We start from the raw sequence: 26,922 nt of genomic DNA, 5'->3' as shown, positions 1-26,922 counted from the left end.
CACGATGGCGAGGGAGAGGTCAAAGCGGCGATATGTCTTGATCCCCGATGCAATTGACGGAACAGTGAAAGTTCAATCAATGCGAAGGATCCACCGTGCCCGCAGAAGCCAATGTCCAGACGCGTAGTGACCTTGCCTGGGCGATCACGGCGGGCGGCATCGCCACCGTCAGTTTCGCGATCCTCGTAGGCTTCGCCTGGTACTTCTCGGGAACGCTATTCCTGATCTTCGCTGGCGTCCTGCTCGGCGTCGCGCTCAATGCGCTGTCGGAATTATTCGGGCGCTTCATGGGCGGCCCGCATCCCATGCGGCTCGTCGTGATCTGCATCGTGCTCGCCGGGATGCTGGCGGGCGTGATGTATCTCGGCGGATCGACCATCGCCAATCAGGCCAAGACGCTGTCCGGCACCCTCAAGTCACAGGTCGTCAACGTAAAGACCTATCTCGAGCAGCACGGCGTCGACACCAGCTATTTCGATTTCAACAGCATCACCTCGGATACGCCCGCCGAGCCCGGCACGTCGCCTGCCACCTCAACGCCGAAGTCGGGTAGCGGCCTGCCGAGCGCCGGCACCATCGCATCATCGGGCGGCGCCATCGTCAGCCAGACACTGAAGATCCTGCTCGGCACCGTCGGCGCGGTCGGCAACTTCTTCATCGTGCTGTTTCTGGGCTTGTCGTTTGCCGCACAGCCCAGTGTCTATCGAACAGGGCTGTTGCATCTCACGCCGGCGAAGCATCGCGCGCCGATGACGGTCATCGTCGATCGCATCAGCGACACGCTGCAGCGCTGGCTGATTGCGCAGATGATCACCATGCTGGTGGTCGGCGCCATCACCTGGATCGGGCTCAAGCTGATCGGAATTCCCAGCGCCTTCATTCTCGGCGTTCAGGCCGGCCTGCTCGCCTTCATCCCCACCGTGGGCGCCCTGCTCGGCGGCTTGATCGTGGTGCTCGCCAGCCTCGCCTCGGGCTGGGTCGCCGCGGCGTCAGCCTTTGCGCTGTTCCTCGCAGTACATGCGCTGGAGAGCTACATCCTGACGCCGATCCTGCAGCGGCAGGCACTGGATATTCCGCCGGCCACGCTGTTCGCGTTCCAGATCCTGCTCGGCGTCGTGTTCGGCGTCTGGGGCCTCGCACTGGCGCTGCCGGTGCTGGCGATCGTGAAAGTCGTCATCGACTTCATGCGCGAAGAGGACGAAGCCTCCGCGCAGGACAGAGCGATGGCGGCTTAACCCGATCCCTCATCCTGAGGAGCGCGCTGAAGAAGCGCCACCTCACCATGAGGGACTGAGTTTAGATTATCCCTAGGTGCTCAGCACGGTCTCGGTGTGCTCGACATAAGGCGGCGTTTCGAAATACGGGCCGACCAGCGCGCGCCATTCGGCGAAATCGGGCGAGCCGCGGAAATCGACGGTGTGGTTTTCGAGGGTTTCCCACTTCGCGACGAGACGGTAGCGCGACGGCATCTCGACCGACTTGTGCAGCTCAAAACCCTTGCCGCCCTTGGCGCGGAGGAACAGCGGTTTGGCCTTGGCGACGGCCGCCTCGAAATCCTTCTCGGTGCCCGGCTTGACGTCGATCTGCGCGATTTCAGTGATCATGGTTTCCCGACCCTTTGTTTTGCGGTCGGTGTCTTTACCGCAAAGTCGGGGTTCGGTGAAGGCGGCGCGGAAACGCGATCAGGCGAACAGCAGAACCGTGCCAACGACCATGACACAACAGCCAATCAAGGCGATGACCGGCAGTTTGCTGTGCTGCACGCCGTAGCGTCCCTGCGCACGGCGCTCGGTGATCAGCGCGGTCTCGTATTCGTCCGAGCTGGAAAACATGCAGGCAAAGCCGGCACGGGCCGAAGCGGCAGCCGCTTCGAGCGACATCAGGGCAGTAGTCGAGGTCGAGTCACGCGAGGTCATCATGCGATGACCATAGGGATCGAATGGTAAATGGATTCTTTATCGCGCGCCGCTTGCCGTCATCGTGACCGCAGCCCGCACGACGCTCGGCTTTGGCGCTGCCGCTTGCCCGATCGCCGCAGCGCGGCGCCCCTGCTCCAGCGACAGCGGTTCTTCTTCCGCCGCCTGCACGCGGTTACGTCCACCGCGTTTGGCCTGGTACAGCGCGGTGTCGGCCGCAGCCAGCAGGACATCCAGTTCGGTGCCCGCCGGTCCACCGGCCACGCCGATGCTCACGGTGGTGGCCACCGGGGCCTCATCGACCTGGATGCCGCAGGTCGCAAAGGCTTCGCGCACGCGCTCGGCCGCCTGCATCGCCTCGTCCAGGCTGCAGGGCAACATCGCCGCAAACTCCTCGCCGCCGATGCGGCCAGACAGATCGGTGATCCGCAGCGTATGCGTGATGACCGTGGCGAACAGTTTCAGCACCTCGTCGCCGGCGGGATGGCCGAAGCGATCGTTGATCGACTTGAAGTGATCAATGTCGAAAATCATGACTGTGACCGGACGCCCGGCTTTCGCCTCGCGCTCGATCATCCGCGCCGTCGCCTCGGAGAAGCCACGACGGTTGAACAGGCCGGTGAGCGGATCACAGGATGCCGCGACCTTGTGCGCAGTGACCGCGCGCTCGGACACCAGCATGAAGATCAGGAACACCGTGCCCACCGCATAGAGCACGAGTTCGATAGCGAAGGCCGTGACCCAGATGCTGCTGCCGAAACTGCTGTGGTCCGGATGCAGGAAATCGCCGAGCAGGATCGGCAGCATCAGCACGAAACCATGCAGCATCGGCACCAGGATGGTCGGCCAGCGCCGCTGCACCGCCTTGCGACGCTCGTTCCACAATTCATGCGCGGTCAGCATCGCATAAAGCGCAACGATACCGGCGCCGATGGTCATGCGCAGCGATGCGGCTTCGGCCGGCAGGCTGAAGATCACCGCGATCCAGGCGATGGCGCCGAGAAACAGGCCAGCCCAGCTCGGGCTGCGGCCATGGAACACGCGCGCAGCATTCCACACCATGCCGCAGGCCACGAAGCCCACGGCATTGAACGCCAGCGACAGCATGTCACCCAGGAACGACGAGGCCAGTGTCCACAATGCCACCGACACGGCGCCAAGCAGGTAAGCCAGCCCCCACCAGTTGAGGGCCGCGATCTTCTCCTGTCGTCCGAAGAACAGCAGCATCCCGCCCAACATCGCCGCAACCAGGGTTGCCACCAGATAGAGCGTGGAAGAATCGAGCGACATATTCGAGCACCGGCAAGTGTTGCGAGATGTCCAAATCATCATGATTCGGACTGGCCTCTTCGCCATCATCGAACATACGAGTGTACCGATTGGAAATCCGTTTGCGCGCCGGCACAAGTTTTCTCGAAAAACTGCGTCAATCTGTCTGCATCAGGCATATGGAACCGAACGCAAAAAGGGCGCCCGAAGGCGCCCTTTTCGAAAATTGTATGCGCCGCATTTGCGGCAAATTGTATCGAAGCAGAAATTAGCGCTTCGAGAACTGGAAGGACTTGCGGGCTTTCGCCTTGCCGTACTTCTTACGTTCAACCGTACGCGAGTCACGGGTCAGGAAGCCGCCCTTCTTGAGGACGCTGCGCAGATCCGGCTCGAAGTTGGTCAGCGCCTTCGACAGACCGTGACGCACGGCACCAGCCTGGCCCGACAGACCGCCACCGGCAACGGTGCAGATCACGTCGTACTGGCCGGCGCGGGCTGCAGCGACCAGCGGCTGCTGGATCAGCATGCGCAGCACGGGGCGTGCGAAATAGGTTTCGACTTCACGGGTGTTGACCACGATCTTGCCGGCGCCCGGCTTGATCCAGACGCGAGCGACAGCGTCCTTACGCTTGCCGGTCGCATAGGCGCGGCCCTGCTTGTCGACCTTCTTGACGTACTTCGGCGCGTCGGGCGACGACACCTTCAGCGACGACAGCTGGTCGAGAGACTGCATGGTATCGGACATTATGCGGCCCTCTTGTTCTTGCGGTTCAACGCGCCAACGTCGAGCGCTTCTGGTTGCTGGGCCTCATGCGGGTGCTCGCTACCTGCGTAAACACGCAGATTGCCGAACTGGACGCGACCGAGCGGACCGCGCGGGATCATGCGCTCGACAGCCTTCTCGACAACGCGCTCCGGGAAACGACCTTCGAGGATCGACTTCGCAGTCTTTTCCTTGATGCCGCCGATGAAACCGGTGTGGTTGTAATAGACCTTGTCGTCACGCTTGCGACCGGTGAACACCACCTTGTCGGCGTTGACGATGATGACATGGTCGCCGCAATCCACATGCGGGGTGTAGGTCGGGAGGTGCTTGCCGCGCAGCCGCATCGCGACCAGCGTGGCCAGCCGGCCCACCACGAGACCAGTGGCGTCGATGACGATCCACTTCTTCGTGATCTCGGCGGGCTTTGCCGAAAACGTCTTCATTGTGAATATCCATGAAAAGGGGATATCGGCGGTAATCCGCCGAACTGAGGGTGTTTCTAGATAGCCAACCGGATTCCGTCAATGCCAAATATGGCAAAATTCGCCTGTTAAATCATGGCGTTATAATTATGGTTCTATAATACCTTTTAAATTAGCCAACGTTCGGAATGGAATAGGTCGACGTCACATGGGCAATCGGGTCGGCGGAAGTGCCTGATAACAGGGTCACTTCGCCCACTGCGAGGCGCTTTCCGAGCTTCAGCAGCTTGGCGGCCGCCAGCACATCCTGCCCCGGCAGGCCCTTGCGCAGGAAATTGATGTTCAGGCTGGTGGTCACTGCGAGGCCGACCGGGCCGATGGCCGACAGCAGAACGACATACATGGCGAAATCGGCCAGAGCCATCAGGGTCGGACCCGATACCGTGCCGCCCGGCCGCAGCATGCGCTCGCCATAGGTCTGGCGCAGCAGGCAAGTGGTACCGTCAGCGCTTTCAATCGCAATATCGCCAGCGCCAAAGGCCTGCGGGAACTCGCGCTTCAGAAACGCCTCGAGTTCAGCCACGCTCATTTTCGCAGTCGCCATGTCTCTACCCTGCTCTCGCTTGTGCCGTCCTGTTACAATATGGTGACGGTCCTGCCCAGCGATGGAATCTCAAGTCATGGTTCAACCAGCACGCGCGGAAACAGCGCGGCCTTCCATTCTCCTGCGTGAAACGATCGGCAGCATCGGCGCGTTGACGCTGAATCGTCCGGCCGCCCGCAACAGTCTCTCCGAAGGACTGATCGGCGAATTGCACGCCGCCCTCGATGACATGGCCAGCGACAAGGCCGTGCGCGCTGTGGTGATCGCCGCCAACGGGTCGGTGTTCTCCGCTGGACACGACCTGAAGGAACTCACTGCGCGCCGCACTGACGCCGATCGCGGCCGCGCTTACTTCGCGCATATGATGACGATCTGCAGCGCCATGATGCAGGCCATCGTGCGGCTGCCGAAGCCGGTGATCGCAGCGGTGCAAGGCGTCGCTACTGCCGCAGGCTGCCAACTCGTGGCGAGTTGCGATCTCGCTGTCGCCTCCGAACATGCAAAATTCGCGACACCCGGCGTCGATATCGGCCTGTTCTGTTCGACGCCCATGGTGGCGCTGTCGCGAAACGTGCCGCGCAAGCAGGCGATGGAAATGCTGCTCACCGGCGAGCCCATCTCTGCCGAACGTGCGCGCGAGATCGGCCTGGTCAACCGCGTGGTCCCTGCCGGCACCGAACGCGATGCAGCGATCGCGCTGGCAGAGCAAGTTGCGCGCAAGTCCGCGCATACGGTCAAGATCGGCAAGGAAGCTTTCTATCGCCAGGCCGAGATGAGCCTCGCGGATGCCTATCGCTTCGCCGCCGAGGTGATGACCGAGAACATGATGGCCCGCGACGCCGAAGAAGGCATCGGTGCGTTTATCGAAAAACGCGCGCCGAAGTGGGAAGACCGGTAACACCGGCCTCATCCTGAGGAGCGGCCACTTGGCCGCGTCTCGAAGGATGGCGGCGCGCACCATCTCATGGTTCGAGACGGCGCTACGCGCCTCCTCACCATGAGGCATCGAGTTTCGAACTGGAATTACAATGAACCACGACAGCTATAACGACGCCTATATCCGCGAGATCCTCAACACCGTCAAAACCGTCGCGATGGTTGGCGCCTCGCCGCAAAATGTGCGGCCGAGCTATTTCGTGTTCAAGTATCTCGCCGAACGCGGCTACGACATGATCCCGATCAATCCGGGCCAGGTCGGCAAGAGCCTGCTGGGCAAGCCGTTCGTCGCCTCGTTGCAGGAGATCGGTCGCCCGATCGACATGGTCGACATCTTCCGCAGCGCCGAGCATGTCATGCCGATCGTCGACATCATACTGACGCTCAATCCGCTGCCCAAAGTGGTCTGGATGCAGCTCGGCGTCCGCCATGACGAGGCCGCCGCGAGGCTTGAAGCTGCAGGCATCAAGGTGGTGATGAACCGCTGCCCCAAGATCGAATATGGCCGGCTGTCGTCGGAGATCCAGTGGATGGGTGTCAATTCGCGCACGCTCAGCTCCAAGCGCGCACCAATCCCGACCCAGGGCATGCGGCTGTCGCTCAATCGCAGCAGCGTCGGCGGCGGCAGCACCGCTGCGGCCGATCGCGTCGCGCAGCTCAGTAACAAGGACAAGAACGACACCGCTTGACGGTGCGTTTTGCGATTTTATTTCCTTTGAAATGACACAGCGCAGCACGACTGTTGCGAAGTCACGGCAAAATGTCGCCTCGCCTTGACGGCAGCGCCGCGCCCGATCAGGTTGGCGCCAACAAACCGACTATTCCAAAGGGAGTGATGATGAACGATCGTATTCCAGGCTTCGGCACCCTCGCCGTCCATGCCGGCGCGCAGCCCGACCCCACCACCGGTGCACGCGCGACGCCGATCTATCAGACCACCTCGTTCGTCTTCAACGACGCGGATCACGCCGCCTCGCTGTTCGGCCTGCAGTCCTTCGGCAACATCTATACGCGCATCACCAATCCGACCACGGCGGTGCTTGAAGAGCGCGTCGCTGCGCTGGAAGGCGGCACTGCAGCGCTCGCCGTCGCATCCGGCCATGCCGCCCAGCTCGTGGTGTTTCAGCAGCTGCTGCAGCCCGGCGACGAATTCATCGCGTCCCGCAAACTCTATGGCGGGTCGATCAACCAGTTCAGCCACGCCTTCAAGAGCTTCGGCTGGAACGTGGTGTGGGCCGATCCCGATGACATCCCCTCGTTCGAGCGCGCAGTGACCGCCAAGACCAAGGCGATCTTCATCGAGTCGATCGCCAATCCTGCGGGCTCGATCACCGACATCGAGGGCGTAGCCGCCGTGGCGCGCAAGGCCGGCGTGCCACTGATCGTCGACAACACGCTGGCGACGCCCTACCTGATCAAGCCGATCGATCACGGCGCCGACATCGTCGTCCATTCGCTGACCAAGTTTCTCGGCGGCCACGGCAATTCGCTCGGCGGCATCATCGTGGATGCCGGCACCTTCGACTGGTCGAAGGACAACAAGTATCCGGTACTGTCGGAGCCGCGCCCGGAATATCACGGCATCAAGCTGCAGGAGACGTTCGGCAACTTCGCTTTCGCCATCGCCTGCCGCGTGCTCGGCCTGCGCGATCTCGGCCCGGCGCTGTCGCCATTCAACGCCTTCCTGATCCAGACCGGCATCGAAACCCTGCCGCTGCGCATGCAGAAGCACAGCGACAATGCCAAGGCGATCGCCGAATGGCTATCGGCCCATCCGAAGGTGGCGGCGGTGAATTATTCGGGATTATCGGATAACCGCTATCACACCCTCGCCCGCAAATACGCGCCGAAAGGTGCCGGCGCCGTGTTCACCTTCAGCCTGAAGGGCGGCTACGACGCCGGCGTCAGTCTCGTGTCGAACCTGAAACTGTTCTCGCATCTCGCCAATGTCGGCGACACCCGTTCGCTGGTGATCCACCCGGCCTCGACCACCCACAGCCAACTCGACGACGATGCCAAGACACGCTCCGGCGCCGGCCCCGACGTTGTCAGACTGTCTGTCGGCATCGAGGACAAGGAAGATCTGATCGCGGATCTCGAACAGGCGCTGAACGCGTAAACCGGACTGCGATGCGCGCTCACACCTCGGCGCGCATCGCTTTCGCTTCGCGGATCAGCCGCGCATTGCGCTGGAACACCGAATAGGTCGCCAGCGCAAACAGCACCACCAGCAACTGGATCGATAGCGCCTCCAGCGTCGGATTGAAGCCGATCGCCGTGAGGAATGCGCCGCCCGGCGCGTCGGTGACCGGGATGATCGCCTGTTCCTGCAATTCCTGGATCGCCTCGCCGATGAACTTGATGCCCATCACGAACAGGAAGGCCGAGGTGATGATGAACAGCGGCCGCAGCGGGATGCGCTGGGCGATCATGTTGATGAAGTAGAACAGCACGACCAGACCTGCCGTCGCCGCTGCCAGACCGCCGAACAGTCCGACGCTCCAGCCGCCTTCGGTGGTCGCGAGCGTGTTGATGAACAGCACCGTCTCGGCGCCTTCGCGGAACACCGCGAGAAACGCCAGCATCGCAACGGCGAGACCGGTATCCTGCGCGAGCGCATGATCCGCCTTCGCCGCCAGATAATCCTGCCAGCCGCGCGGATCCTGCTTCACCATCAGCCAGCCGCTGACATAGAGCATCAGGCCCGCCGCAAACAGGATAACGATGGCCTCGAAGACATCGCTGTGATCGCCGGAATTGAACACCGCAAAGACCCAGGCCGCGATCAGGCTGGCGAGGATCGCCGCCAGCGCGCCCAGATAAAGCGCCGTCACACGATGGCCGCCGCCGGACTTCCTGAGATAGCCGGCCAGCGCCGCGATCACGAGCATGGCCTCGAGACCCTCGCGCAGCAGAATGACGGCAGCCTGAATGAATGCGGACGACATGACCCGATCCCGTGTGGTGATGCGCCGTATCTATTGCGCGGTGCGCATGAGCGAAAGCCGCACAGCCACACGACTGCGTCAACTCCATTACAATCGTTCTAGAAACGTCTCGCTATTCTTCACGCGGCCTTGCCGACCGCGAGATCGAGCGGACGTTCCGTCGACGCCGCCCCGCGCGGCTTCATCCGCTCCACCTGCAGGATCGCCAGCGTGAGCACCACGATCGCCACTGCCTGATGGGTCAGCGCCAGATCGATCGGCACCTGATACAGCAGCGTGAGAATGCCGAGCGCCGCCTGCACTGTGATCGATGCCGCCAGCCACAGCGCGCCATTGACGACGGGTGCCCCTGCCCGCGCGCGGATCGCATCGATCACATGCCAGATCGCCAGCGCGAACAGCGCATAGGCGGTCATGCGATGCTGGAACTGAACCGTCAGCGTGTTGTCGAACATGTTGCGCCACCACGGGTCCTCGAAGAACAGCCGCGATGCCGAGGGGATCAGCGCGCCGTCGATCTCCGGCCAGGTATTGAACACGCGGCCGGCACGAAGCCCCGCGACCAGCGCACCGAAATAGATCTGCAGGAACGTCAGCCCCAACAACACCCAGCTCGTGACGCGCAAGCGGCCTGCGGCCAGCACCGGCGCGCGATCACCGAGCCGCCGCAGCGTCCAGACGATGGCGGCGAAGATGATCAGCGCCAGCATCAGATGCACCGCCAGACGATATTGCGAGACCTCGACACGATGGGTCAGGCCCGAAGCCACCATCCACCAGCCGACAAAACCCTGCAGGCCGCCAAGGCCGAAGATCACCCACAGCCGCTTCTTCAGCTCCGAGGTGAGAACGCCGCGCCACAGGAACCAGAGGAATGGCAGCAGGAACACCGCGCCGATGGTGCGGCCGAGCAGACGATGGCTCCATTCCCACCAGAAGATGGTCTTGAACTCGTCCAGCGTCATGCCGCTGTTCAGTTCGCGATATTGCGGGATCTGCTTGTAGGCTTCGAAGGCCGCGATCCAATGCGATTCATCGAGCGGCGGGATCGCGCCGGTCACCGGCTTCCATTCGACGATCGACAGGCCGGACTCGGTGAGCCGCGTCGCGCCGCCCACCAGCACCATCGCCACGATCATCGCGGCGACGGCAATCAGCCACCAGCGCACCGGGCGTAATTCCTTGTGGCGGGTTTGGGACGGAGCGGTCATCGCAGGGGTCTCGGGAACAGCCGCAAAATCAGCGCCAGAAATCAGCACTTTGAATGAAATTTCGAGCCCCTTATAGTCCGCCCGCGAAGGCCTGCAAAGTTGGGCACTTTGCCCAACCCGATCTCAAGCCGACTTTGGACCGCACATTTCCGTCATGACCATCCGCACCCGCAAATTCTTCGGAACCATCTTTCTGCTGATCCTCGTGGTGGTGTGGTCGCTGCTCGGCATGACCGTGGCGCAGACCCCTTGGCTGGCCAATAACGGCTGGCTGCAGGCGGCCTTCTACGTCATCGCAGGCCTCGGCTGGGTGCTGCCGGCGATGCCGATCATCAGCTGGATGAGCAAGGCCGATCCTGAGCGGGACGTCAGCTGACATCGTAGGATGGGTAGAGTGAAGGCGCGGAGCGCCGGAACGAAACCCATCATGCCAACGTGAAGTGATGGGTTTCGCTTCGCTCTACCCATCCTACACCATGCGTCAGCGCCGCGCGCCCGCGCCGAGCATCACGCCCGCTACCATCACCCGCAAGGCGCGCAGCGATTGCCGCCGGCCGTCCCAGGCCAGCCGCGGCAGCGCGAGAGGATTTGATCCGCCATCGGCCTCGACGACACCGGGGAGCGATGTCACGGCGCTGGCAAAGCCGGCCTGCGCCACCATCGCGACGTGACGCCTGTCGAATGAGGCTTTATCGCCGAACGGATAGGCGAAATGCCGTGGCTCGTAGGGCAGCGCAGCTTGCGCCACAGCCCGCCCCATGGCGATCTCGCGCGACGCCGCGCTGTCGCCGAGATTGGCGAGGACGGGATAATTGACCGTGCTGCTGCCGATCGTCGCCCGCGGATTTCCCACAAACGTTGCCACATCGTCCCAATGCATCGCCGCATGATGTGACAGGGTCGCAAGATCGACGGAATAGCGTTTGCAGAGATCGTCGGTCGCAACGGCCAGTTCATGCGGCGGCAACGTCCGCAGCCAGCTATCGAGATAGTAATAGGCGCGATATTTGTCAGCGACAGTGGCCGTCTCGAAATGCCGCTGCCGGTGATCGACGATCAGGCTGATGCGATCATGCGTTGCGATCGCCTGCTCCAGCGCCAGCCACCACATGGCGCCGAGCCCATCGGCAAATACGCTCGGCAGATAGAGCGTGAACGGCACCTCATGCGCCGCCAGCAGCGGATAGGCGAAATCGACGAAGTCGCGCGTGCCGCCATCGAAGGTCAGCGCCACGAAGCGCCGTCCCGATCGCGGTGCACTCGCGCGGCGACACACCTCGTCCATGCCGACGATATCAACAGGCCAGCGCTTCAGCGCGCGGATCGTGCGGTCGAGAAAGTGCGGCGTGATCTCGCGGGATTTCAGCGGCTGGAAAGCGTCCTGCCGCGATGGCCGCACGCGTTCGAATTTGAGGATGATACCGGCACCGCCGTGGCTGCGTTCCAGCAGACGGTGCATGCCGCTGAGATAAGTCAGCTCTAAGCCGAGCGCCGCGCGCCAACCGGTCTTGTATGACACCGCAGATTCCCCCAAGCGGCGTCGTGCCTCTCGCCAGTCGGCTATTCTCATTACTGTTTGTTGACATTTCTTTGCAAAGGTCGGCCCAAACCTAAAAATCTAAACAAAATCTGAAACAGGCTTCGCGATGACCATGGCTGCTGTGATGGAAACACCTGTGGCAATGGCAGTTGCGAGCCGCATCGCACGCGTCGATGTCATCAGCGATTTCAGCGCCGCAGAAGCCATCTGGCGCGGCCTCGAGAGCTCCGAACAACTCTCCACGCCCTATCAGCGTTTCGATTTCCAGTCGGCATGGCAGACCCATATCGGCGCCCAGGAAGGCCTGAAGCCCTTCATTATCGTCGCCTATGACGCTGCACATCAGCCGCTGATGTTGCTGCCGCTCGCGGTCAGCCGTGAGAACGGCATGCGCGTCGCCGGCTATCTCGGCGGCAAACACGTCACCTTCAACATGCCGCTGTTCCGCCGCGACTTCGCGATGCAGGCGACAAGGGCCGATATAGACGCGCTGCTGCAAGGAGTTCAAAAGCACACCGAGACGGTCGACGTCCTCGCGCTGCTCCGTCAGCCCAAAAGCTGGATCGGCATCGACAATCCGCTCGCGCTGTTGCCGAGCCAGGCCTCGACCAATGATTGCCCGGTGCTGAAGATGGTGCCCGGCGAAGCGGCGACCGATCGCATCAGCAATTCGTTCCGCAAGCGCCTGAAGACCAAGGAAGGCAAGTATCGAAATCTTGCCGGCTATCGCTACATGCATGCGAAGACGGAGGCCGAGGTCAAGCGCGTGCTCGACGCCTTCTTCGCCATCAAGCCGCTGCGCATGGCCGAACAGAACCTGCCCAACGTCTTCGCCGAGCCCGGCGTCGAAGCCTTCATCCGCCAGGCCTGTACGACGCCGCGCGCAGATGGCTACACCATCGATATCCACGCGCTGGTCTGCGACGAGGAAGTGATCGCGATGTTCGCCGGCGTCGCCGACGACAACCGCTTCTCGATGATGTTCAACACCTACACCATGTCGGAGAATGCGAAATACAGCCCCGGCCTGATCCTGATGCGCACCATCATCGATGCCTATGCCGAACGCGGCGTGACCTCGCTGGATCTCGGCATCGGCGGCGACGACTACAAGCGGATGTTCTGCAAGGACGACGAACCGATCTTCGACAGTTTCGTGCCGCTCACCACGCGCGGCAGGCTCGGCGCCATGGGCCTGTCGTCCTTCGCCCATGCCAAGCGAATAGTGAAGCAGACACCAGCCCTGCTGCAGATGGCGCAGATGTTGCGCCAGACGTTTCAGCGCTGAGTTACGATTGTCGTCCCCGCGAAGGCGGGGACCCATAATCACGGTCAGTCCGGCTCAAAGCGGCAGAGCCAGATCGAATTTTCTCGAAGCATCTCTTCAGCGTGTATGGGTCCCCGCCCCGCGTGCGCCTTCGGCGCACTAGGCGGGGACGACGCATTGATAGTTACATGATCACGCCGCAAACACGCGGCCGCCCGGCCCGACCGGATCATTCGCCGGCGGCGCTGAACGCAACATCTTCACATCGGCGAAGCCCACGGCCTTGAGCTGTTCGGCCATCAGCTCGCGCGCATCCATGCTCATGCTCGCTTCCGGCACCACCACGGCGCGGGCCTGATCGGTCAGAAGTCCCGCAGGCAGATCAGCCGCGGTACCTGCGTCGAGGAGCACGTGATCATAAACGCGCAGCAGCGCATCGAGCGCCATGGTCAGGCGCGGAGACTGCAACAGCGACCGATCGGCGCCGGCGCGGCCGGCCGCCACCATATGCAGGCCCGACATCCGGTCCTTGGTAATCACCTGGCCGAACGACGCCTCGCCCAGCATCAGCTCCGCCAGTCCGGGGGCGCGCGGATCGTTCGACACAGCTTCCAGCGTCGGCGACGACGCGGCCAGATCGACCAGCACCACCTTCGCGTCACGCGACAGGATGCGCGAGAGCGTCAACGCCGTGAGCGCGATATTGTCGTTGTGGCCGGTGCCGAGGATCGTGATCTTGCGCGCCGATTTGCCGGCAGCTCGAAACTCCTGCGCAAGCTGTTCGATTTCGCTGACGCCGGCGGCCAGTTCGGGATGGGTGTCGCGCACCACGGGCTGCGGCGCGGCAACAGGAGCCGGCTCAGGCACGAGGCCCGGCGCAACGACAGTTTCCGGCTCACGCACGGCAGCAGGCGCCTGTTCCACGAACGGCTTGAACACCGGCTCGGTGACGCGGGCCTGCACGACCGGCGCCATTGGTGCAGCACCGCGCGGCGCGGTCATGCGCAGCAGCTCGCTGGTGACGATGCCACCGGCAGTCAGCATCAGCGTGGCCAGCGTCGCGATCAGCACGATCGGGAGTTTCTTCGGATAGGCCGGCGTGTTCGACACGATAGCGCGGGAGATGATGCGACCATCGGTCGGTGCCGCCTCGATATTCTCGCGCGTGGACGCTTCACGGTATTTCGCCAGATAGGATTCGAGCAGGTCGCGCTGCGCCCTCGCCTCGCGCTCCAGCGCCCGCAACTGCACATCCTGGCCGTTGCTGGACGTCGCCTGGCGCTTCAGCTGTTCGAGATTGTTGGTGAGACCATCGACGCGGCCACCGGCAATGCGCGCATCGTTCTCGAAGGTGCGCGATAGTTTCGCGGCTTCGTCGCGCAACTGCTTGTCGAGATCACCGAGCTGCGCCCGCAACTCCTTGATGCGCGGGTGATTGTCGAGCAGCGTTGAGGACTGCTCAGCAAGCTGCGCACGCAACGTCACGCGCTGCTCCGAGAGCCGGCGGATCAGGTCGGAATTCAGCACGTCCGAGAACTCGATCGGCTTACCGGTCTGCAACATGTCCTTGATGAGCCGCGCCTTGGACTCGGCATCGGACTTCAGCGAGCGCGCATTGTTGAGCTGGCTGTTGATCTCACCGAGCTGCTGGTTGGAGAGCGACGTATTGTTGGTGCCGATGAACAGGCTGGACTTGGAGCGGAATTCCTCCGCGCGCGCTTCCGCCTCGACGACCTTCTTGCGCAGGTCATCGATCTCGCCGGACAGCCACTGCCCGGCCGACCTTGCCTGATTCTGCCGCGCGTTCTGCTGCATCACCAGATAGCCGTCGGCAATGGAATTGGCGACGCGCGCGGCAAGCTCGGGATCACGCGACTGGAATTCGACGACCATGACGCGCGACTTGTCGACCGCATAGGCCGTCAGGCGCTCGTAATAGGCATCGAGCACGCGCTCTTCAGGCGTCATCGAGAACGGATCGCGGCCGATGCCCATCAGGCCGAGCAGCGACCGCCATGGCTGCGCCCCCTGCAACACCGGATCGAATTCCGGGCGCTCGGCGAGCTTGTTCTTCTTGATGATCTCGCGGGCGAGATCGCGCGACAACAGCAACTGCACCTGGCTGGTCACGGCTTCCGCATCGAGCGAGGTACGCTCTTCGTTGCGTTCGCCGCTTGGCCGCAGGAAAACGTTTTCACGTCCGTCGATCAGGATGCGCGCTTCGGACTTGAAGCGCGGCGTGATGATGTTGACGATGACGAGCGAACCGACAAGTGCCAGCAGCGTCGGGACGATAACCCACATCCTGCGACGGACGAGTGCCTGCCACAGCGCGCGTAGATCGAGGTCGCCGAGATCGGGCGCCTGCGCCGGCGCAGCGATCACACGCTCTGCTTTCTTCTCGGGATTTTTGCGTGCAGCCGGGTTTGGCATGGTTGGCGCCTTGACGGCCCGTTCGACCGACGCATCGCCTTTGCCTGCACGCCAGAATGCCAAACGCATCGCCTACCCCACCAGAACGCCACTGCGCCTACTCAACGGAACCGATTAAATACGATTAAGGTTGCTGTGCGGTTAATCGGCAGACTGATACCGCATATTGCGGCGGAAGCCCTGTATCCACACGGTTTTTTAACGACGAAGCCTCTTATTGGATTCAATTGCTTCAGGGATTTTCCGATGTGCGTCCCAGCTCCCGGCGACGCCCTCCTCGTCAGCGAATGCCGATTCTGATTATGCGCGCACCTTCGGACAAGCCGCTTCGCATCCTGCACGCTGTCCGCGCGCCGGTCGGCGGCATCTTTCGCCACATCATCGATGTCGCCAACGGCCAGGCGGATCGCGGCCATCATGTGGGCATTGTCGCCGACAGCCTCACCGGCGGCGACCGTGCGCGCGATGCGCTGGCCGAGATCGCGCCGCGCCTGACACTCGGCACCCATCGCCTGCCGATCCACCGCGAGCCGCATCCCACCGACGTTCTGGTCTGGATGCAGTTCATGCGCCTCGCCAGCCGGCTGAAGCCGGATGTGCTGCATGGCCACGGCGCCAAGGCCGGCGCCTTCGTGCGCCTGAAGGCAAAGTCGAACAATGTCATCCGCATCTACACGCCGCATGGCGGCTCGCTGCACTATCCGCAAAACACCGCGAAAGGCGCCTTCTACAGCCGCCTCGAACGCGCGCTGATGAACCGTACCGAACTGTTCCTGTTCGAGAGCGCCTTCGCCCGCGACACCTATCAGCGCATGATCGGCACCCCGTCAGGCCTTGTGAAATGCGTCTTCAACGGCGTGACATCCGATGAGTTCGACCCCATCGAGCCCGCCGATGATGCGACCGATGTCTGCTATGTCGGCGAATTCCGCCGCATCAAGGGCGCGGACCTGCTGGTCGATGCCGTGGCGCGCCTGCGTGCCGACGGCCAGCCCGTCACCCTGACGCTGGGCGGCGACGGCGAAGAGACCAACGCATTGAAGGCACAGATCCAGCGCCTCGGCCTCGGCACCGCCGTGCGTTTCATCGGCCATGTCAAACCGCGTTACGGCTTCTCGAAAGGACGCCTGCTGGTGGTTCCATCGCGCGGCGACTCGATGCCCTATGTGGTGATCGAGGCCGCAGCCGCGGGCATTCCGATGATCGCCGCCAATGTGGGCGGCATTCCGGAAATCTTCGGATCGCACACCTCCGCATTGTTCCAGTCGAACAATGTCGACGCCATGGCCGCAGCGATCAAAACCGCTCTCGACGACATCACCGCTGCGCGGACGCGTGCACAATTGCTCCGTGAGCGCATCGCGGAACATTTCTCCCAGGACGCGATGGTCGAGGGCGTCATCGACGGCTATCGCAACGCATTTGCGGAACGTTAACTCTCCTTAACCTGTAACCAAATCTTCCGATTTGTCCGGTAATTTTCACGAAAAGCAGTAGGCTTGACGTGCGACATCGCACGCTAGCGCAACAACGGACATTTCACCTTGGAACCGATCAACGCACGCTCAATGATCGACGCGGCCGCGACGGACGCGCCCGGTCAGCGCCAGTTCGAACGTCGTCGGCGCCTCACGCCGGAAGCGCTTGCCGTTGTCGATCAGAAGGTGCGCGCCGCCTATTCACCGGTCGTCATCACCGGCGTCGTACGCGTCATCGATTTCCTGATGCTCAGCATCATCGGCATTGGGCTCAACCTGCTCTATGTCGCGCCGGTCGCAGGCGTCAGGTGGGAATACCTCGCCGCCATCGTCGCGATGGCGGCTGGTGCCGTGGTGTGTTTCCAGTCTGCCGATATCTATCAGGTGCAGGTCTTCCGCGGCCACATCAAGCAGCTCACGCGCATGATGTCGGCATGGGCCTTCGTGTTCCTGCTGTTCATCGGTGTCTCGTTCTTCGCCAAGGTCGGCGGCGCGGTGTCGCGTGTTTGGCTGTCGTCATTCTTCTTCATCGGTCTCTTTGCCCTGATCGCGGAACGCGCCGTCGTGCGCGCGCTGATCAAGCGCTGGGCGCATCAGGGTCGGCTCGACCGCCGCACCATCATTGTCGGCGCCGACACCAATGGCGAGACGCTGATCAGGGATCTCAACGCCCAGGAAGATTCCGACATCCAGATCCTCGGCGTGTTCGACGACCGCAACGACAAGCGCTCCATGGACACGATCGCAGGCGCGCCGAAGCTCGGCAAGGTCGATGACATCATCGAATTCGCGCGGCGCACCCGCGTCGATCTCGTGCTGTTCGCGCTGCCGATCTCGGCCGAGACGCGCATTCTGGAAATGCTCAAGAAGCTGTGGGTGTTGCCGGTGGATATCCGCCTGTCCGCGCATACCAACAAGCTGCGTTTCCGCCCCCGCTCCTATTCCTATCTCGGCAAGGTGCCGACCCTCGATGTATTCGAGGCGCCGATCACCGACTGGGATCTGGTGATGAAATGGCTGTTCGACCATATCGTCGGCGGGTTGGTCCTGCTCGCTGCATTGCCCTTCATGGCGCTGGTCGCCATCGCCATCAAGCTCGACAGCCCGGGCCCGGTGCTGTTCCGCCAGAAGCGCTTCGGCTTCAACAACGAGCGCATCGACGTCTTCAAGTTTCGCTCGCTCTATCACGACCAGGCCGACCCGCTGGCCAAGACCGTCGTGACCAAGGGCGACAAGCGCGTCACCCGCGTCGGCCGTTTCATTCGCAAATCCTCCATCGACGAGCTGCCGCAGCTCTTCAACGTGGTGTTCAAGAACAACCTGTCGCTGGTCGGCCCCCGCCCCCACGCGGTTCAGCAGAGGGTACAGAGCCAGCTGCTGGACGAGGCCGTGGACGGCTATTTCGCCCGCCACCGCGTCAAGCCCGGGATCACCGGCTGGGCGCAGGTCAATGGCTGGCGCGGCGAGGTCGACAGCGAGGAGAAACTGCAGAAGCGCGTCGAGTTCGACCTCTATTACATCGAGAACTGGTCGGTGCTGTTCGACGTCTACATCCTGCTGAAAACGCCGGTGTCGCTGCTGACCAAGAACGAGAACGCGTATTGAGGCGGCACCCCACTCCGCATGTCGTCCCCGCGAAGGCGGGGACCCATACACGCTGGAGAAAAAAATGAAAGCGTTGTCTGGGTAACTCTGCCGTTCTTAATGCATCGACCGTGGTTATGGGTCCCCGCCTTCGCGGGGACGACGCATGAGCGTTTTTCCAGCCTACACCACTCGTCAACACCACAACGCTAACATCGCGCCGCCATGAGCACTCACGCCTCACTCGATCACTACATCGCCTCGCCCGCGGCGCCTCCCGCCGTGGTGACGCTGCAGCGCGCGCTGCTATGGGCGATGGGTTTTGGCGGCGCCATCGTCTTCATCGAGCCGAGCCCCTTCGAGATCGCGACCCTCACCGCGATGGTCGTCTTCTTCGCGTCGGGCCTGCGTATGCGGCTGGTGTTCGTGCCGCTGCTGATCCTGCTGTTCCTGGTCAATATCGGCTACACGATCTGCGCGGCCTATCTGCTCGACAAGGCGCCGGTCGTGAACTGGATCCTGACCTCCTGGTACATGGCCATCATGGCGATCTTCGTCGCGCTGGTGATGTCCGAGGACACGCTGACGCGCATCGATCTCTTGCGCCGCGGCCTGATCGTCGGCGCACTGGTGGCATCGCTGACCGGCATCTTGGGCTATCTGAATCTGATCCCCGGCGCCGGGATGTTCACGCTCTATGGCCGCGCCTCCGGCACGTTCAAGGATCCCAACGTGCTGGGCGCGTTTCTGGTGCTGCCGGCGCTGTTCTGCCTGCAGAGCGTCGTCAGCGACGGTTTCGGTCGCTCGCTGCGCAGCGCTATCGCGCTCGGCATCATTGCGCTCGCCGTCCTGCTCGCCTTCTCCCGCGCCGCCTGGGGCCTGCTGGCGATCACCTCCGCCTTCATGCTGATGCTGATGGTGCTGACCAGCCAGTCCAACAAACAGCGCTCGCGCATTATCATCATGGCGCTGGCGGCCATCGCCGTCGTGGTACTGGTGATCGTGATCCTGCTGCAATTCGACTTCATCGCCGACATGTTCAAGCAGCGCGCCTCGTTCGATCAGAAATATGACGAAGGCCGCTTCGGCCGTTTCGGCCGGCATGTGCTCGGCGCGCAGATGGCGCTCGATCTGCCATTCGGCATCGGCCCGCTGCAATTCACGCGCTTCTTTCCGGAAGACACCCACAACTCCTATCTCAACGCCTTCATGTCCGGCGGCTGGATTTCCGGCGTGTGCTATCCCGCGCTGGTGTTCATCACCGCCCTGCTCGGCTTCCGCTATATTTTCGTCCGCGTGCCATGGCAGCGCGCTTATCTCGCGGTGTTCGCAGCCTATCTCGGCACGGTCGGCGAGGCCTTCATCATCGACACCGATCACTGGCGCCACTTCTGGATGATGCTCGGCGCGATGTGGGGCATGTTCGTCGCCACGCAGCAATATATGGCCACAGCGCAATCGCGTGCAGCCTCCGCGCAGCCAGGCAGCGCCTGACAAACGCACAAAAGAAAACAGCCCCGCTTGCGCGAGGCTGCTTCGTTCAAACCATTGACGTCCGTTAGCGAACGATCACGGTCTTGGTACGCGAACCGCCGCGATCCCAGCCGTGATGGCGGTGACCGTAGTCGCGACGACCGTAGTCGCGGCGCATATAGGCGCGGCTCTGGCGATAGCCAGGACCGCGATGATAGCCACGATCATGATGGTGATAGCCACCGCCGCCGATCTGCACATTGATGCCCTGCGCAGACGCGGGGCCTGCAGGTGCTGCGACATAGAGAACGGCCGCAGCCGCCAGCAAAGCCAGTTTCTTGATCATGACAATTTATTCCTTCCTTTAAAAAGTATCGTGGGACAAGCCGCTACCATCCGGATGGTTCCGCATAAAATGGAACACATCGACGCAGGACCCACATATTCGCGTCGTGTCAGACTCTCTCGCGATCTCTCTCGTGATTTGCGATGGACATCATCACTGGGAACACGCGCGAAACTGAGTCGTTCTCTTTGCATGACACAGCAAGCAAAGAACCGCGCCTTCGACAAACAACCGAAGCCCGATCAGAAAATTCCGCCGGCCGGCCCGCATGACAGACCGGAACTGACCGACGAGAGCAGGACGCCCGGCAGCGGTGTTTTGCCTGACAAGGATCACAAGGAAGTCGAAGGCCCGACGGGATGATCGCAATCGGTCATCATGCCGTCACGCATTGACGTTAGACATTCCTTAACCTTCTCGACTCAGTGTGGAGTCAAGGAGCGCGGACCGGATGTACGTCTGCGTTTGATGGCTCGGAGTTCGCTCCGGGCCATTATCTTTTTCTGGAACCATCATCCGCTGCGAGATGACCGACGGTGCACGCGCATCTCGCTTTCGGTTGCAACACGTAAAGCTGCGAGACTTGTTGCTCGTGAAGCAACGTCATTCGTTCCCTCATCGCGGCAAAATTTGTGGTCGATGTGCCATGAATTGGAACCGAACCTTCAAAACACCGATACGTTGACTTCTCGATACGAAGGAGAAGCAGCATGAAGAAAACAGCTCTTGTTCTTGCCACCGTCGCTGCCGTCGGCGCAGCGTCGATCGCATCGAAACCCGCAGAAGCGCGTGGCGGTCGCGGCGCCGCCATTGGTCTTGGCATCGCAGCCGGCGCATTGGCGGCCGGTGCCTATGGCGCCTACGGCCCCGGTTACGGATATTATGGTCCGCGCCATTACGGGCCGCGTTATGCCTATGGTCCGCGCTACGGTTACGGCGGCGGCTACTATGGCGGTCCCCGCTACTATCGCAGCTACGGTTACTACTAACCGCAGCTAGCTGAAACGAAAGAGGCCCGGAGCATTGCTCCGGGCCTCTTTTCGTCACTATCCCTCAGCACTCGCTCGCATCGCTGCTGCGTCGTCACTCACCGCAAGTGCTTTAATTACGCAGTGGCCTAGATACCAAACAGCCAGACAGCCGTGATGGTCGCAACCACCGCCAACCCGCTGATAGTCCAGCCACCGTAGTAGCCGATATCATCCTCATGCCGGATCTCCGACGGACCATCTGCGGTATGCCAGTGACTTGCCATGCGAGCCTCCTGTTTTCAGGATAACCGGCTCGATGACGAAGGGTTCCATTGGCGCAAAAACGACATACGGCGCCACCCGCCTGCCGCTATTCCGATCGCGGCACCTGGATCTGTGGCCAGCGGCATCTGTGGCCAAAGGGTCACGACGGAAAGGATTCATTAAGGAATGCGGCCGGGGCAATTGACGGAGCCCGGCGCCGGGAGAAGTCTAATGTTTTCAGCGTAGAGTAGATATTATGTTAGAGATTATTGTCCTCGGCTTCCTCATTTGTGCAGCGGCCTATATCGGGCTTCTCTGGTTCGCCGGACGGAAAGACGACGTGATTCACGGTAATTTCGTCGAGCCGGGATCGTAAGGCCTGCGCCACGAGAGTTTGGTCGAGGCCGCCCAATCCAGGCGGCACCGCTCACATGCGGGACCTATAATATCTTGAAATTATTTGGAAAAATGGTCGGAGCGAGAGGATTCGAACCTCCGACCCCTAGTCTCCCAGACTAGTGCGCTAACCGGGCTGCGCTACGCTCCGATGGGGCATCGTGTAGCTTCGATCCGTCCGAGGCGCAAGAAGGCTGAGCGGATTGAAACGGATTGGCTGTGGGACGCTGGCTAGCCGTCCTTCATCGCCGTATCGAGCGCGCGGCGCGCCGACAGCAGCTCCTCGAGCACGGCTTCGAGCCGCTCGCGCTCCAGCCGGCGCTGCGGGTTCGGCCTTGGGCCCGGGGCCGCAGCCGGTCTGGCGCTCTGCGCCGGAGCCGACATCGCCGGTTCGGGCCGTGCTGCAACAGGGTTTGCCAATACGGGGTTTGCCCGCGATGGCGGCCGCTGCAGCTGTGGTTCCACGCGCGGCGAAGTCGACGTCATCGGAGGTTCGCGGCGGCCGGCGACGGGAGCAGGAGCGGCTTCCTCCTCGTCTTCCTCTTCCTCAGCCTCTTCTTCCTCGTCCTCTTCGTCTTCCCCCTCTTCTTCTTCCTCGTCGCCCTCTTCTTCCTCGTCCTCGGCGTCTTCCTCTTCGGCGTCCTCGGCCTCAGCCTCGTCTTCGGCCTCTTCCTCGATCTCCTCCTCGAGTTCGGCCTCGTCCTCGACCTCTTCTTCCTCGTGCTCCTCCTCGACCACGGGACGCTTCGCCTGGACGCGCGGCGCGACGGCGGCAGCGGACATCGGCGCGAAGCTCGGCGCAGCGTGGCCGTCGACCAGCCCCTGCACCGACTTGATGCCGTTCTCTTTCAGGATTCGTTGCACGCCGCGGATGGTATAGCCCTCGCCGTAGAGCAACCGGCGGATGCCGCGCAGCAGATCGACATCGTCCGGACGATAATATCGCCGGCCGCCGGATCGCTTCATCGGTTTGATTTGAGTGAACCGCGTTTCCCAGAACCGCAGAACATGCTGCGGTATATCGAGATCGTCAGCGACCTCGCTTATGGTTCGAAACGCATCCGGCGCTTTGTCCAAGTGCAGGATCCCTGTGGTTCGCCCTGTTTCTCTAGCTAGTCGTCGTGATCTTTACCGTTGCCCACTGCGGCGCTGTCGCCGTTGATCCGCTGTTTCAGGATCGCCGACGGCTTGAATACCATGACTCGCCGCGGCGAGATCGGTACTTCTGTGCCTGTCTTCGGATTGCGGCCGATGCGCTCGCCTTTTTTGCGCACCATGAAGGAGCCGAACGACGACAGCTTCACTGTCTCGCCCTTCTCCAGACAATCCGTAATTTCTTTCAAAACCAGTTCAACAAACGCGGACGACTCCGTGCGCGAGAGACCTACCTTTTGGTAGACCGCCTCGCACAGATCGACGCGTGTGACTGTTTTTCCCGTGCCCGTCATCGCCTGCCCCAACTACTCTCGGCGAACCAAATTCGCGTCAGAAATTAGGAGGTTAACGCGCTCCGGTCAACAGTCACCATCGATGCAAAGGCATGGAAAATCATGACAATTTGAGATGTTGTTGATCTGCATCAACGCCGGCGCATCACCAGCGAATGAGCGCAGACCCCCAGGTGAAGCCGCCGCCCATGGCTTCGAGCAACACAAGGTCGCCCTTCTTGATGCGGCCGTCATTGACCGCCACCGACAATGCGAGCGGAATCGACGCCGCCGATGTGTTGCCGTGAAGGTCCACGGTCAGCACCACCTTTTGCGGCGCAATATGAAGTTTGTGCGCCGACGCGTCGATAATGCGCTTGTTGGCCTGATGCGGCACGAACCAGTCGATGGTCTCCGCGCTCGCACCGGTCGCATTGAACGCGTCGACGATCACGTCGGTGATCATGCCCACCGCATGTTTGAAGACCTCGCGGCCTTCCATGCGCAGGTAACCCACCGTCTGCGTCGAGGACGGGCCGCCATCGACGAACAGCTTTTCCTTGTGCCGGCCGTCGGAACGCAGATGCGTGGTCAGCACGCCGCGATCGCTGGCTGCGCCGGGCTGGGTCTGTGCTTCCAGCACCACCGCACCGGCACCATCACCGAACAGCACGCAGGTTCCGCGATCGGTCCAGTCGAGAATCCGCGAGAAAGTTTCCGCGCCGATTACCAGCGCGCGCTTGCCGGCGCCGGTGCGCAGCAGGCTGTCGGCGGTGGTCAGCCCAAAGATGAAACCGGAACACACCGCCTGTAGGTCGAACGCCGCGCCGTGCGTGATGCCGAGCGCGTTCTGTACCGCAACGGCGGTTGCCGGGAACGTATTGTCGGGAGTCGAGGTCGCCAGCACGATCAGGTCGATGGACTGCGCGTCGACGCCGGCATTGGCCAGCGCCGCCTGCGCGGCCTTGATCGCCAGATGCGAGGTGAACTCGCCGTCGGCAGCGATGTGGCGCTGCTTGATACCGGTGCGCTGGACGATCCACTCGTCCGATGTATCGACCTTGGATGCCAGTTCGGCATTGGTCAGGATCCGCTCCGGCAAATAGGAGCCGCAGCCGAGCACGACCGAACGTATCGCAGTCACGAGACAGCCTCCTGCGCAGCCGGGCTCGCAGGGAGCGCTTGGCCGTCGCGGTTGAGCATTTGATTGATCTTGGTGAGAAGGTCGTAGCGGACCATGTCGTAGCCGACATCCACCGCATAGGCGAAACCGTCGGCATTGGTGCCACCGTGGCTCTTCACCACGATGCCGCGCAGGCCGAGAAACACCGCTCCGTTGGACTTGTTGGGATCGACCTTGTCGCGCACCGCCTTGAAGGCGTTCTTGGCGAACAGGTAGCCGATGCGCGAGCGCCAGGTGCGGGCCATGGCATTGCGCAGATATTCTGCGAACTGCCGCGCGGTACCTTCGGCGGCCTTGAGCGCGATATTGCCGCTAAAGCCTTCAGTGACGATCACGTCGGCATCACCGCGGCCGATGCCGTCGCCCTCGACGAAGCCGACGAATTCGAGCTGCGGCAGGTCGGCCTTGCGCAGTAGTTCGGCGGCATCGCGGATTTCGTCGCCGCCCTTGATTTCCTCGACGCCGATATTGAGCAGGCCGACCGTCGGCCGCGCCAGATCGAACAGCGCGCTGGCCATGGCGCTGCCCATCACGGCGAGCGTCTTCAGATGGTTGGCATCGCCGCCGATGGTGGCGCCGAGATCGAGCACCACCGAGTCGCCGCGCGTGGTTGGCCAGATCGCGGCGAGACCCGGACGCTCGATACCGTCGAGCATGCGCAGGCAGAACCGCGCCATCGCCATCAGCGCGCCGGTGTTGCCGGCGGAGACCGCGACATCGGCCTCGCCCTTCTTCACCGCTTCGATCGCCAGCCACATCGACGAGACCTTGCGGCCACGGCGCAGCGCCTGGCTCGGCTTGTCATGCATGCTGACGGCAACGTCGGTATGGATCACCTTCGATACGGCCTTCAATGCCGGATGATTGGCGAGTTCTGTCTCGATCAGCGCGCTGTCACCGAACAGCAGGAACTCACTGTCGGGATGTCGGGTCAACGAAATCGCAGCGCCGGGAATGACCACCGATGCGCCGATGTCGCCACCCATGGCGTCTAGCGCGATGCGAACCTTTTTCGGCATGGACGTTCCGGAAACCTGTCTCTTGCGGCCTGTGACGCTCGTGGCCGCGGACGAAGTCTGCCGCAATTGGCGGCAGACGGCGAAGTTATGGCATTAACCCGATTTCGGCCGGGGACAATAGCGTTTCCGTGACCCGATACAACATCTTGACCGGGCACTTTTGTCCCGCCAGCCACACAAAGCGTGGAATCGGCCCCTCGTTTTCAGCCCTTGCCGGGCTTTTTGGCCTTGGGCTTCTCGGGGGCGGTTTTCAGCGCTTTCAGGGCCGCAAACGGGTGCTCTTCAGGGTCCGGAACCTCGACCACCGGCTCGAATACGGCATCCGGCTTACGGGGATACGGGTCCAACCCCAGAAACAGCGCGTCGGTCGCCAGTTTGCCGAGGTCGATCAAGCCGTTTTCGATCGGCTCCGGCGGGTCCGGGGTCTCTTCGTCGCTCTCGACGTCCTCGTCCACCGATTCGGCCAGTTCGCGAATCTGCGATGGCGGCGCGAAAATCACGTCGATCTCTTCCTCGAAATCGGCGGTCAACGGGTCCAACGTCACCACGCAGGTCTGCTCGACCTTGCCCCAGATGCGACCGGTGACATGCACGGTACCGCCCTTGACCGGCATCAGCAGCAATTCACCCTTGGCCGCGCCCACACTGACGAGGCCGCCGAGCGCAGCGATTCCCTTGCGCTCCTCGGGCGTGGCCTCGATGTCGCGCTCCAGCCCGGTTTCCGGGATCTGAACCACGGCGATGGGCACGCTCCAGGGCGGCGTCAGATCCACGGTGCGGTCGGGTTTGTTCATGTCGTTACCAAGGTTTCTGCAGGCGACGGGAAGTGCCACGCGCCTGATGTCAGTGTCGTTTCATCGAGCGTGCCCAGATGGGCATTCGCCGCTTCGACATAAACAGCGAGACGCCGGGCGTTCTCGATGTCCATGCCATTATAGATATTCTTCGACAGGGCCGCCGCCAGAGGCTCCCTGCCCGCGCCGAGCGCTGCGTCATAGGCGCCTGTCCGGCCATAGAACGCGTCGCCGAATTCCCGCATCTTTTTCGGCACCTTCATGTCGCTGGTGCCGAGTTCGCGCAGGTTGTCGTCCATATCGCTGCAGAACCTGTCGAAAAGTCCCTGCGACAGGTCGTCCTTCGGGTTCATCCGGCGCAGCACCAGCCACAGGTGCAGGAGCAACATATCGAAACGCCCGTTTACCGTATCCGGCGCTCCCAAGTCCCGATAAAACAAGGGTTCTCGCGCCTGCGCCACGATCATGCCATAGATGGCTTCAATGGTGCCGCGCAACGGCGCCGGGGGCTTTCTGAAGTGACTGAACGGCCAGACCATCTTGGGTTCCTCAGGCGGGCCCCTCGGGCGCGCGCATGTTGCATTCAGAGGTTCTGCCCGGTACGTCAACGCCTTCTGGGATGCAAGTCTTTCGGAAGCAAGGCCTTCCCGAGAATCAAGAGGATGGGACCCCCTC

29 protein-coding genes and 1 tRNA gene are annotated in these 26,922 nt (G+C 62.3%); 11 read left to right on the top strand and 19 right to left on the bottom strand.

Going from position 1 to position 26,922, the window contains the following annotated elements; translation table 11 throughout:
- The first annotated feature begins 95 nt into the window (after positions 1 to 95).
- Positions 96 to 1,235 carry an AI-2E family transporter gene (locus AB8A27_RS08780; protein WP_441241583.1) on the top strand — a complete coding sequence of 380 codons (1,140 nt, stop codon included), beginning with the start codon at positions 96 to 98 and terminating at the stop codon, positions 1,233 to 1,235.
- A 72-nt stretch (positions 1,236 to 1,307) separates the two neighbouring features.
- Here AB8A27_RS08780 and AB8A27_RS08775 read toward each other — a convergent pair whose 3' ends face one another.
- The 6 genes from AB8A27_RS08775 to AB8A27_RS08750 form a co-directional block, all read right to left on the bottom strand.
- The gene (locus AB8A27_RS08775) at positions 1,308 to 1,604 is read right to left on the bottom strand and encodes an antibiotic biosynthesis monooxygenase family protein (protein WP_441241582.1); all 297 of its coding nucleotides are present in this window, start codon (positions 1,602 to 1,604) and stop codon (positions 1,308 to 1,310) included.
- A 78-nt stretch (positions 1,605 to 1,682) separates the two neighbouring features.
- Entirely contained in the window at positions 1,683 to 1,919 is a 237-nt protein-coding gene (locus tag AB8A27_RS08770) for a hypothetical protein (RefSeq protein WP_441241581.1), read from the bottom strand.
- A 36-nt stretch (positions 1,920 to 1,955) separates the two neighbouring features.
- A complete protein-coding gene (locus tag AB8A27_RS08765) occupies positions 1,956 to 3,206 on the bottom strand; it encodes a diguanylate cyclase (protein WP_441241580.1) in 1,251 nt (416 codons plus the stop codon).
- A gap of 247 nt (positions 3,207 to 3,453) precedes the next feature.
- Positions 3,454 to 3,930: a 30S ribosomal protein S9 gene (gene rpsI / locus AB8A27_RS08760; protein WP_441241579.1), complete on the bottom strand. Its 477-nt coding sequence runs from the start codon at positions 3,928 to 3,930 to the stop codon at positions 3,454 to 3,456.
- Positions 3,930 to 4,394 (bottom strand): 50S ribosomal protein L13, encoded by a 465-nt coding sequence (gene rplM, locus AB8A27_RS08755; protein WP_092142175.1) that lies wholly within the window; start codon positions 4,392 to 4,394, stop codon positions 3,930 to 3,932. The genes rpsI and rplM overlap by 1 nt, the downstream gene beginning before the upstream one ends.
- Before the next feature lie 151 nt (positions 4,395 to 4,545).
- Positions 4,546 to 4,977 carry a PaaI family thioesterase gene (locus AB8A27_RS08750; RefSeq protein ID WP_068730919.1) on the bottom strand — a complete coding sequence of 144 codons (432 nt, stop codon included), beginning with the start codon at positions 4,975 to 4,977 and terminating at the stop codon, positions 4,546 to 4,548.
- A gap of 76 nt (positions 4,978 to 5,053) precedes the next feature.
- Here AB8A27_RS08750 and AB8A27_RS08745 point away from each other — a divergent pair, with 76 nt between their 5' ends.
- The 3 genes from AB8A27_RS08745 to AB8A27_RS08735 all read left to right on the top strand — a co-directional run bounded on the left by AB8A27_RS08745 (position 5,054) and on the right by AB8A27_RS08735 (position 8,032).
- Positions 5,054 to 5,875 carry an enoyl-CoA hydratase gene (locus tag AB8A27_RS08745; RefSeq protein ID WP_441241578.1) on the top strand — a complete coding sequence of 274 codons (822 nt, stop codon included), beginning with the start codon at positions 5,054 to 5,056 and terminating at the stop codon, positions 5,873 to 5,875.
- 130 nt (positions 5,876 to 6,005) lie between these two features.
- The gene (locus AB8A27_RS08740; protein WP_441241577.1) at positions 6,006 to 6,602 is read left to right on the top strand and encodes a CoA-binding protein; all 597 of its coding nucleotides are present in this window, start codon (positions 6,006 to 6,008) and stop codon (positions 6,600 to 6,602) included.
- 149 nt (positions 6,603 to 6,751) lie between these two features.
- The gene (locus AB8A27_RS08735) at positions 6,752 to 8,032 is read left to right on the top strand and encodes an O-acetylhomoserine aminocarboxypropyltransferase (protein WP_441241576.1); all 1,281 of its coding nucleotides are present in this window, start codon (positions 6,752 to 6,754) and stop codon (positions 8,030 to 8,032) included.
- A 19-nt stretch (positions 8,033 to 8,051) separates the two neighbouring features.
- Here the strand turns inward: AB8A27_RS08735 and AB8A27_RS08730 are convergent, their stop codons facing one another.
- Both AB8A27_RS08730 and AB8A27_RS08725 read right to left on the bottom strand, forming a co-directional pair.
- A complete protein-coding gene (locus AB8A27_RS08730; RefSeq protein ID WP_441241575.1) occupies positions 8,052 to 8,861 on the bottom strand; it encodes an FTR1 family iron permease in 810 nt (269 codons plus the stop codon).
- A gap of 119 nt (positions 8,862 to 8,980) precedes the next feature.
- Positions 8,981 to 10,072, bottom strand: a complete 1,092-nt coding sequence (locus AB8A27_RS08725) for a COX15/CtaA family protein (protein ID WP_441241574.1) — start codon at positions 10,070 to 10,072, stop codon at positions 8,981 to 8,983.
- A 154-nt stretch (positions 10,073 to 10,226) separates the two neighbouring features.
- On the opposite strand from AB8A27_RS08725, the gene AB8A27_RS08720 reads away from it, so the two are divergent.
- Complete coding sequence (locus AB8A27_RS08720; RefSeq protein WP_441241573.1) at positions 10,227 to 10,448, top strand: DUF2842 domain-containing protein; 222 nt, start codon at positions 10,227 to 10,229, stop codon at positions 10,446 to 10,448.
- Positions 10,449 to 10,553: 105 nt separating this feature from the next.
- Here the strand turns inward: AB8A27_RS08720 and AB8A27_RS08715 are convergent, their stop codons facing one another.
- Positions 10,554 to 11,591 (bottom strand): polysaccharide deacetylase family protein, encoded by a 1,038-nt coding sequence (locus AB8A27_RS08715; RefSeq protein ID WP_441241572.1) that lies wholly within the window; start codon positions 11,589 to 11,591, stop codon positions 10,554 to 10,556.
- 127 nt (positions 11,592 to 11,718) lie between these two features.
- On the opposite strand from AB8A27_RS08715, the gene AB8A27_RS08710 reads away from it, so the two are divergent.
- Positions 11,719 to 12,900: a GNAT family N-acetyltransferase gene (locus tag AB8A27_RS08710; protein WP_441241571.1), complete on the top strand. Its 1,182-nt coding sequence runs from the start codon at positions 11,719 to 11,721 to the stop codon at positions 12,898 to 12,900.
- A 171-nt stretch (positions 12,901 to 13,071) separates the two neighbouring features.
- Here AB8A27_RS08710 and AB8A27_RS08705 read toward each other — a convergent pair whose 3' ends face one another.
- Positions 13,072 to 15,381, bottom strand: a complete 2,310-nt coding sequence (locus AB8A27_RS08705; RefSeq protein ID WP_441241570.1) for a GumC family protein — start codon at positions 15,379 to 15,381, stop codon at positions 13,072 to 13,074.
- A 233-nt stretch (positions 15,382 to 15,614) separates the two neighbouring features.
- Here AB8A27_RS08705 and AB8A27_RS08700 point away from each other — a divergent pair, with 233 nt between their 5' ends.
- The 3 genes from AB8A27_RS08700 to AB8A27_RS08690 all read left to right on the top strand — a co-directional run bounded on the left by AB8A27_RS08700 (position 15,615) and on the right by AB8A27_RS08690 (position 19,868).
- Positions 15,615 to 16,748 (top strand): glycosyltransferase family 4 protein, encoded by a 1,134-nt coding sequence (locus tag AB8A27_RS08700; RefSeq protein WP_441241569.1) that lies wholly within the window; start codon positions 15,615 to 15,617, stop codon positions 16,746 to 16,748.
- Positions 16,749 to 16,856: 108 nt separating this feature from the next.
- Complete coding sequence (locus tag AB8A27_RS08695; protein ID WP_441241568.1) at positions 16,857 to 18,395, top strand: undecaprenyl-phosphate glucose phosphotransferase; 1,539 nt, start codon at positions 16,857 to 16,859, stop codon at positions 18,393 to 18,395.
- A 204-nt stretch (positions 18,396 to 18,599) separates the two neighbouring features.
- Positions 18,600 to 19,868, top strand: coding sequence for an O-antigen ligase family protein (locus AB8A27_RS08690; protein WP_441241567.1), 1,269 nt, complete (start codon positions 18,600 to 18,602; stop codon positions 19,866 to 19,868).
- A 64-nt stretch (positions 19,869 to 19,932) separates the two neighbouring features.
- On the opposite strand, the gene AB8A27_RS08685 is transcribed toward AB8A27_RS08690, so the two are convergent.
- Positions 19,933 to 20,193 carry a hypothetical protein gene (locus AB8A27_RS08685; RefSeq protein WP_441241566.1) on the bottom strand — a complete coding sequence of 87 codons (261 nt, stop codon included), beginning with the start codon at positions 20,191 to 20,193 and terminating at the stop codon, positions 19,933 to 19,935.
- 192 nt (positions 20,194 to 20,385) lie between these two features.
- Between AB8A27_RS08685 and AB8A27_RS08680 the strand changes: the two genes are divergently transcribed.
- Together AB8A27_RS08680 and AB8A27_RS08675 are read left to right on the top strand one after the other, a co-directional pair.
- Positions 20,386 to 20,556: a hypothetical protein gene (locus AB8A27_RS08680; protein ID WP_441241565.1), complete on the top strand. Its 171-nt coding sequence runs from the start codon at positions 20,386 to 20,388 to the stop codon at positions 20,554 to 20,556.
- Between the two features lie 347 nt (positions 20,557 to 20,903).
- Entirely contained in the window at positions 20,904 to 21,182 is a 279-nt protein-coding gene (locus AB8A27_RS08675) for a hypothetical protein (RefSeq protein ID WP_441241564.1), read from the top strand.
- Between the two features lie 128 nt (positions 21,183 to 21,310).
- On the opposite strand, the gene AB8A27_RS08670 is transcribed toward AB8A27_RS08675, so the two are convergent.
- The 8 genes from AB8A27_RS08670 to AB8A27_RS08635 form a co-directional block, all read right to left on the bottom strand.
- Positions 21,311 to 21,448: a hypothetical protein gene (locus AB8A27_RS08670; protein ID WP_441241563.1), complete on the bottom strand. Its 138-nt coding sequence runs from the start codon at positions 21,446 to 21,448 to the stop codon at positions 21,311 to 21,313.
- 449 nt (positions 21,449 to 21,897) lie between these two features.
- Positions 21,898 to 21,975: transfer RNA gene (locus tag AB8A27_RS08665), tRNA-Pro, on the bottom strand.
- Between the two features lie 80 nt (positions 21,976 to 22,055).
- Complete coding sequence (locus AB8A27_RS08660) at positions 22,056 to 22,901, bottom strand: MerR family transcriptional regulator (protein WP_441241562.1); 846 nt, start codon at positions 22,899 to 22,901, stop codon at positions 22,056 to 22,058.
- A gap of 35 nt (positions 22,902 to 22,936) precedes the next feature.
- A complete protein-coding gene (locus AB8A27_RS08655) occupies positions 22,937 to 23,272 on the bottom strand; it encodes an integration host factor subunit alpha (protein ID WP_092152083.1) in 336 nt (111 codons plus the stop codon).
- Between the two features lie 145 nt (positions 23,273 to 23,417).
- Entirely contained in the window at positions 23,418 to 24,395 is a 978-nt protein-coding gene (locus AB8A27_RS08650) for a beta-ketoacyl-ACP synthase III (RefSeq protein ID WP_441241561.1), read from the bottom strand.
- Complete coding sequence (plsX, locus tag AB8A27_RS08645; RefSeq protein WP_441241560.1) at positions 24,392 to 25,453, bottom strand: phosphate acyltransferase PlsX; 1,062 nt, start codon at positions 25,451 to 25,453, stop codon at positions 24,392 to 24,394. Before plsX ends, AB8A27_RS08650 begins: the two co-directional genes overlap by 4 nt.
- A 203-nt stretch (positions 25,454 to 25,656) precedes the next feature.
- Entirely contained in the window at positions 25,657 to 26,247 is a 591-nt protein-coding gene (locus tag AB8A27_RS08640; protein WP_441241559.1) for a YceD family protein, read from the bottom strand.
- Positions 26,244 to 26,786: a ubiquinol-cytochrome C chaperone family protein gene (locus AB8A27_RS08635; RefSeq protein ID WP_441241558.1), complete on the bottom strand. Its 543-nt coding sequence runs from the start codon at positions 26,784 to 26,786 to the stop codon at positions 26,244 to 26,246. Before AB8A27_RS08635 ends, AB8A27_RS08640 begins: the two co-directional genes overlap by 4 nt.
- Positions 26,787 to 26,922: the final 136 nt, after the last annotated feature.

This window comes from Tardiphaga sp. 768_D3_N2_1 (assembly GCF_052076105.1).
In the GTDB taxonomy this organism is placed as follows: domain Bacteria; phylum Pseudomonadota; class Alphaproteobacteria; order Rhizobiales; family Xanthobacteraceae; genus Tardiphaga.
Note: the sequence above shows the minus strand (reverse complement) of the source record. Positions and strands in the feature narration are given on the sequence as shown.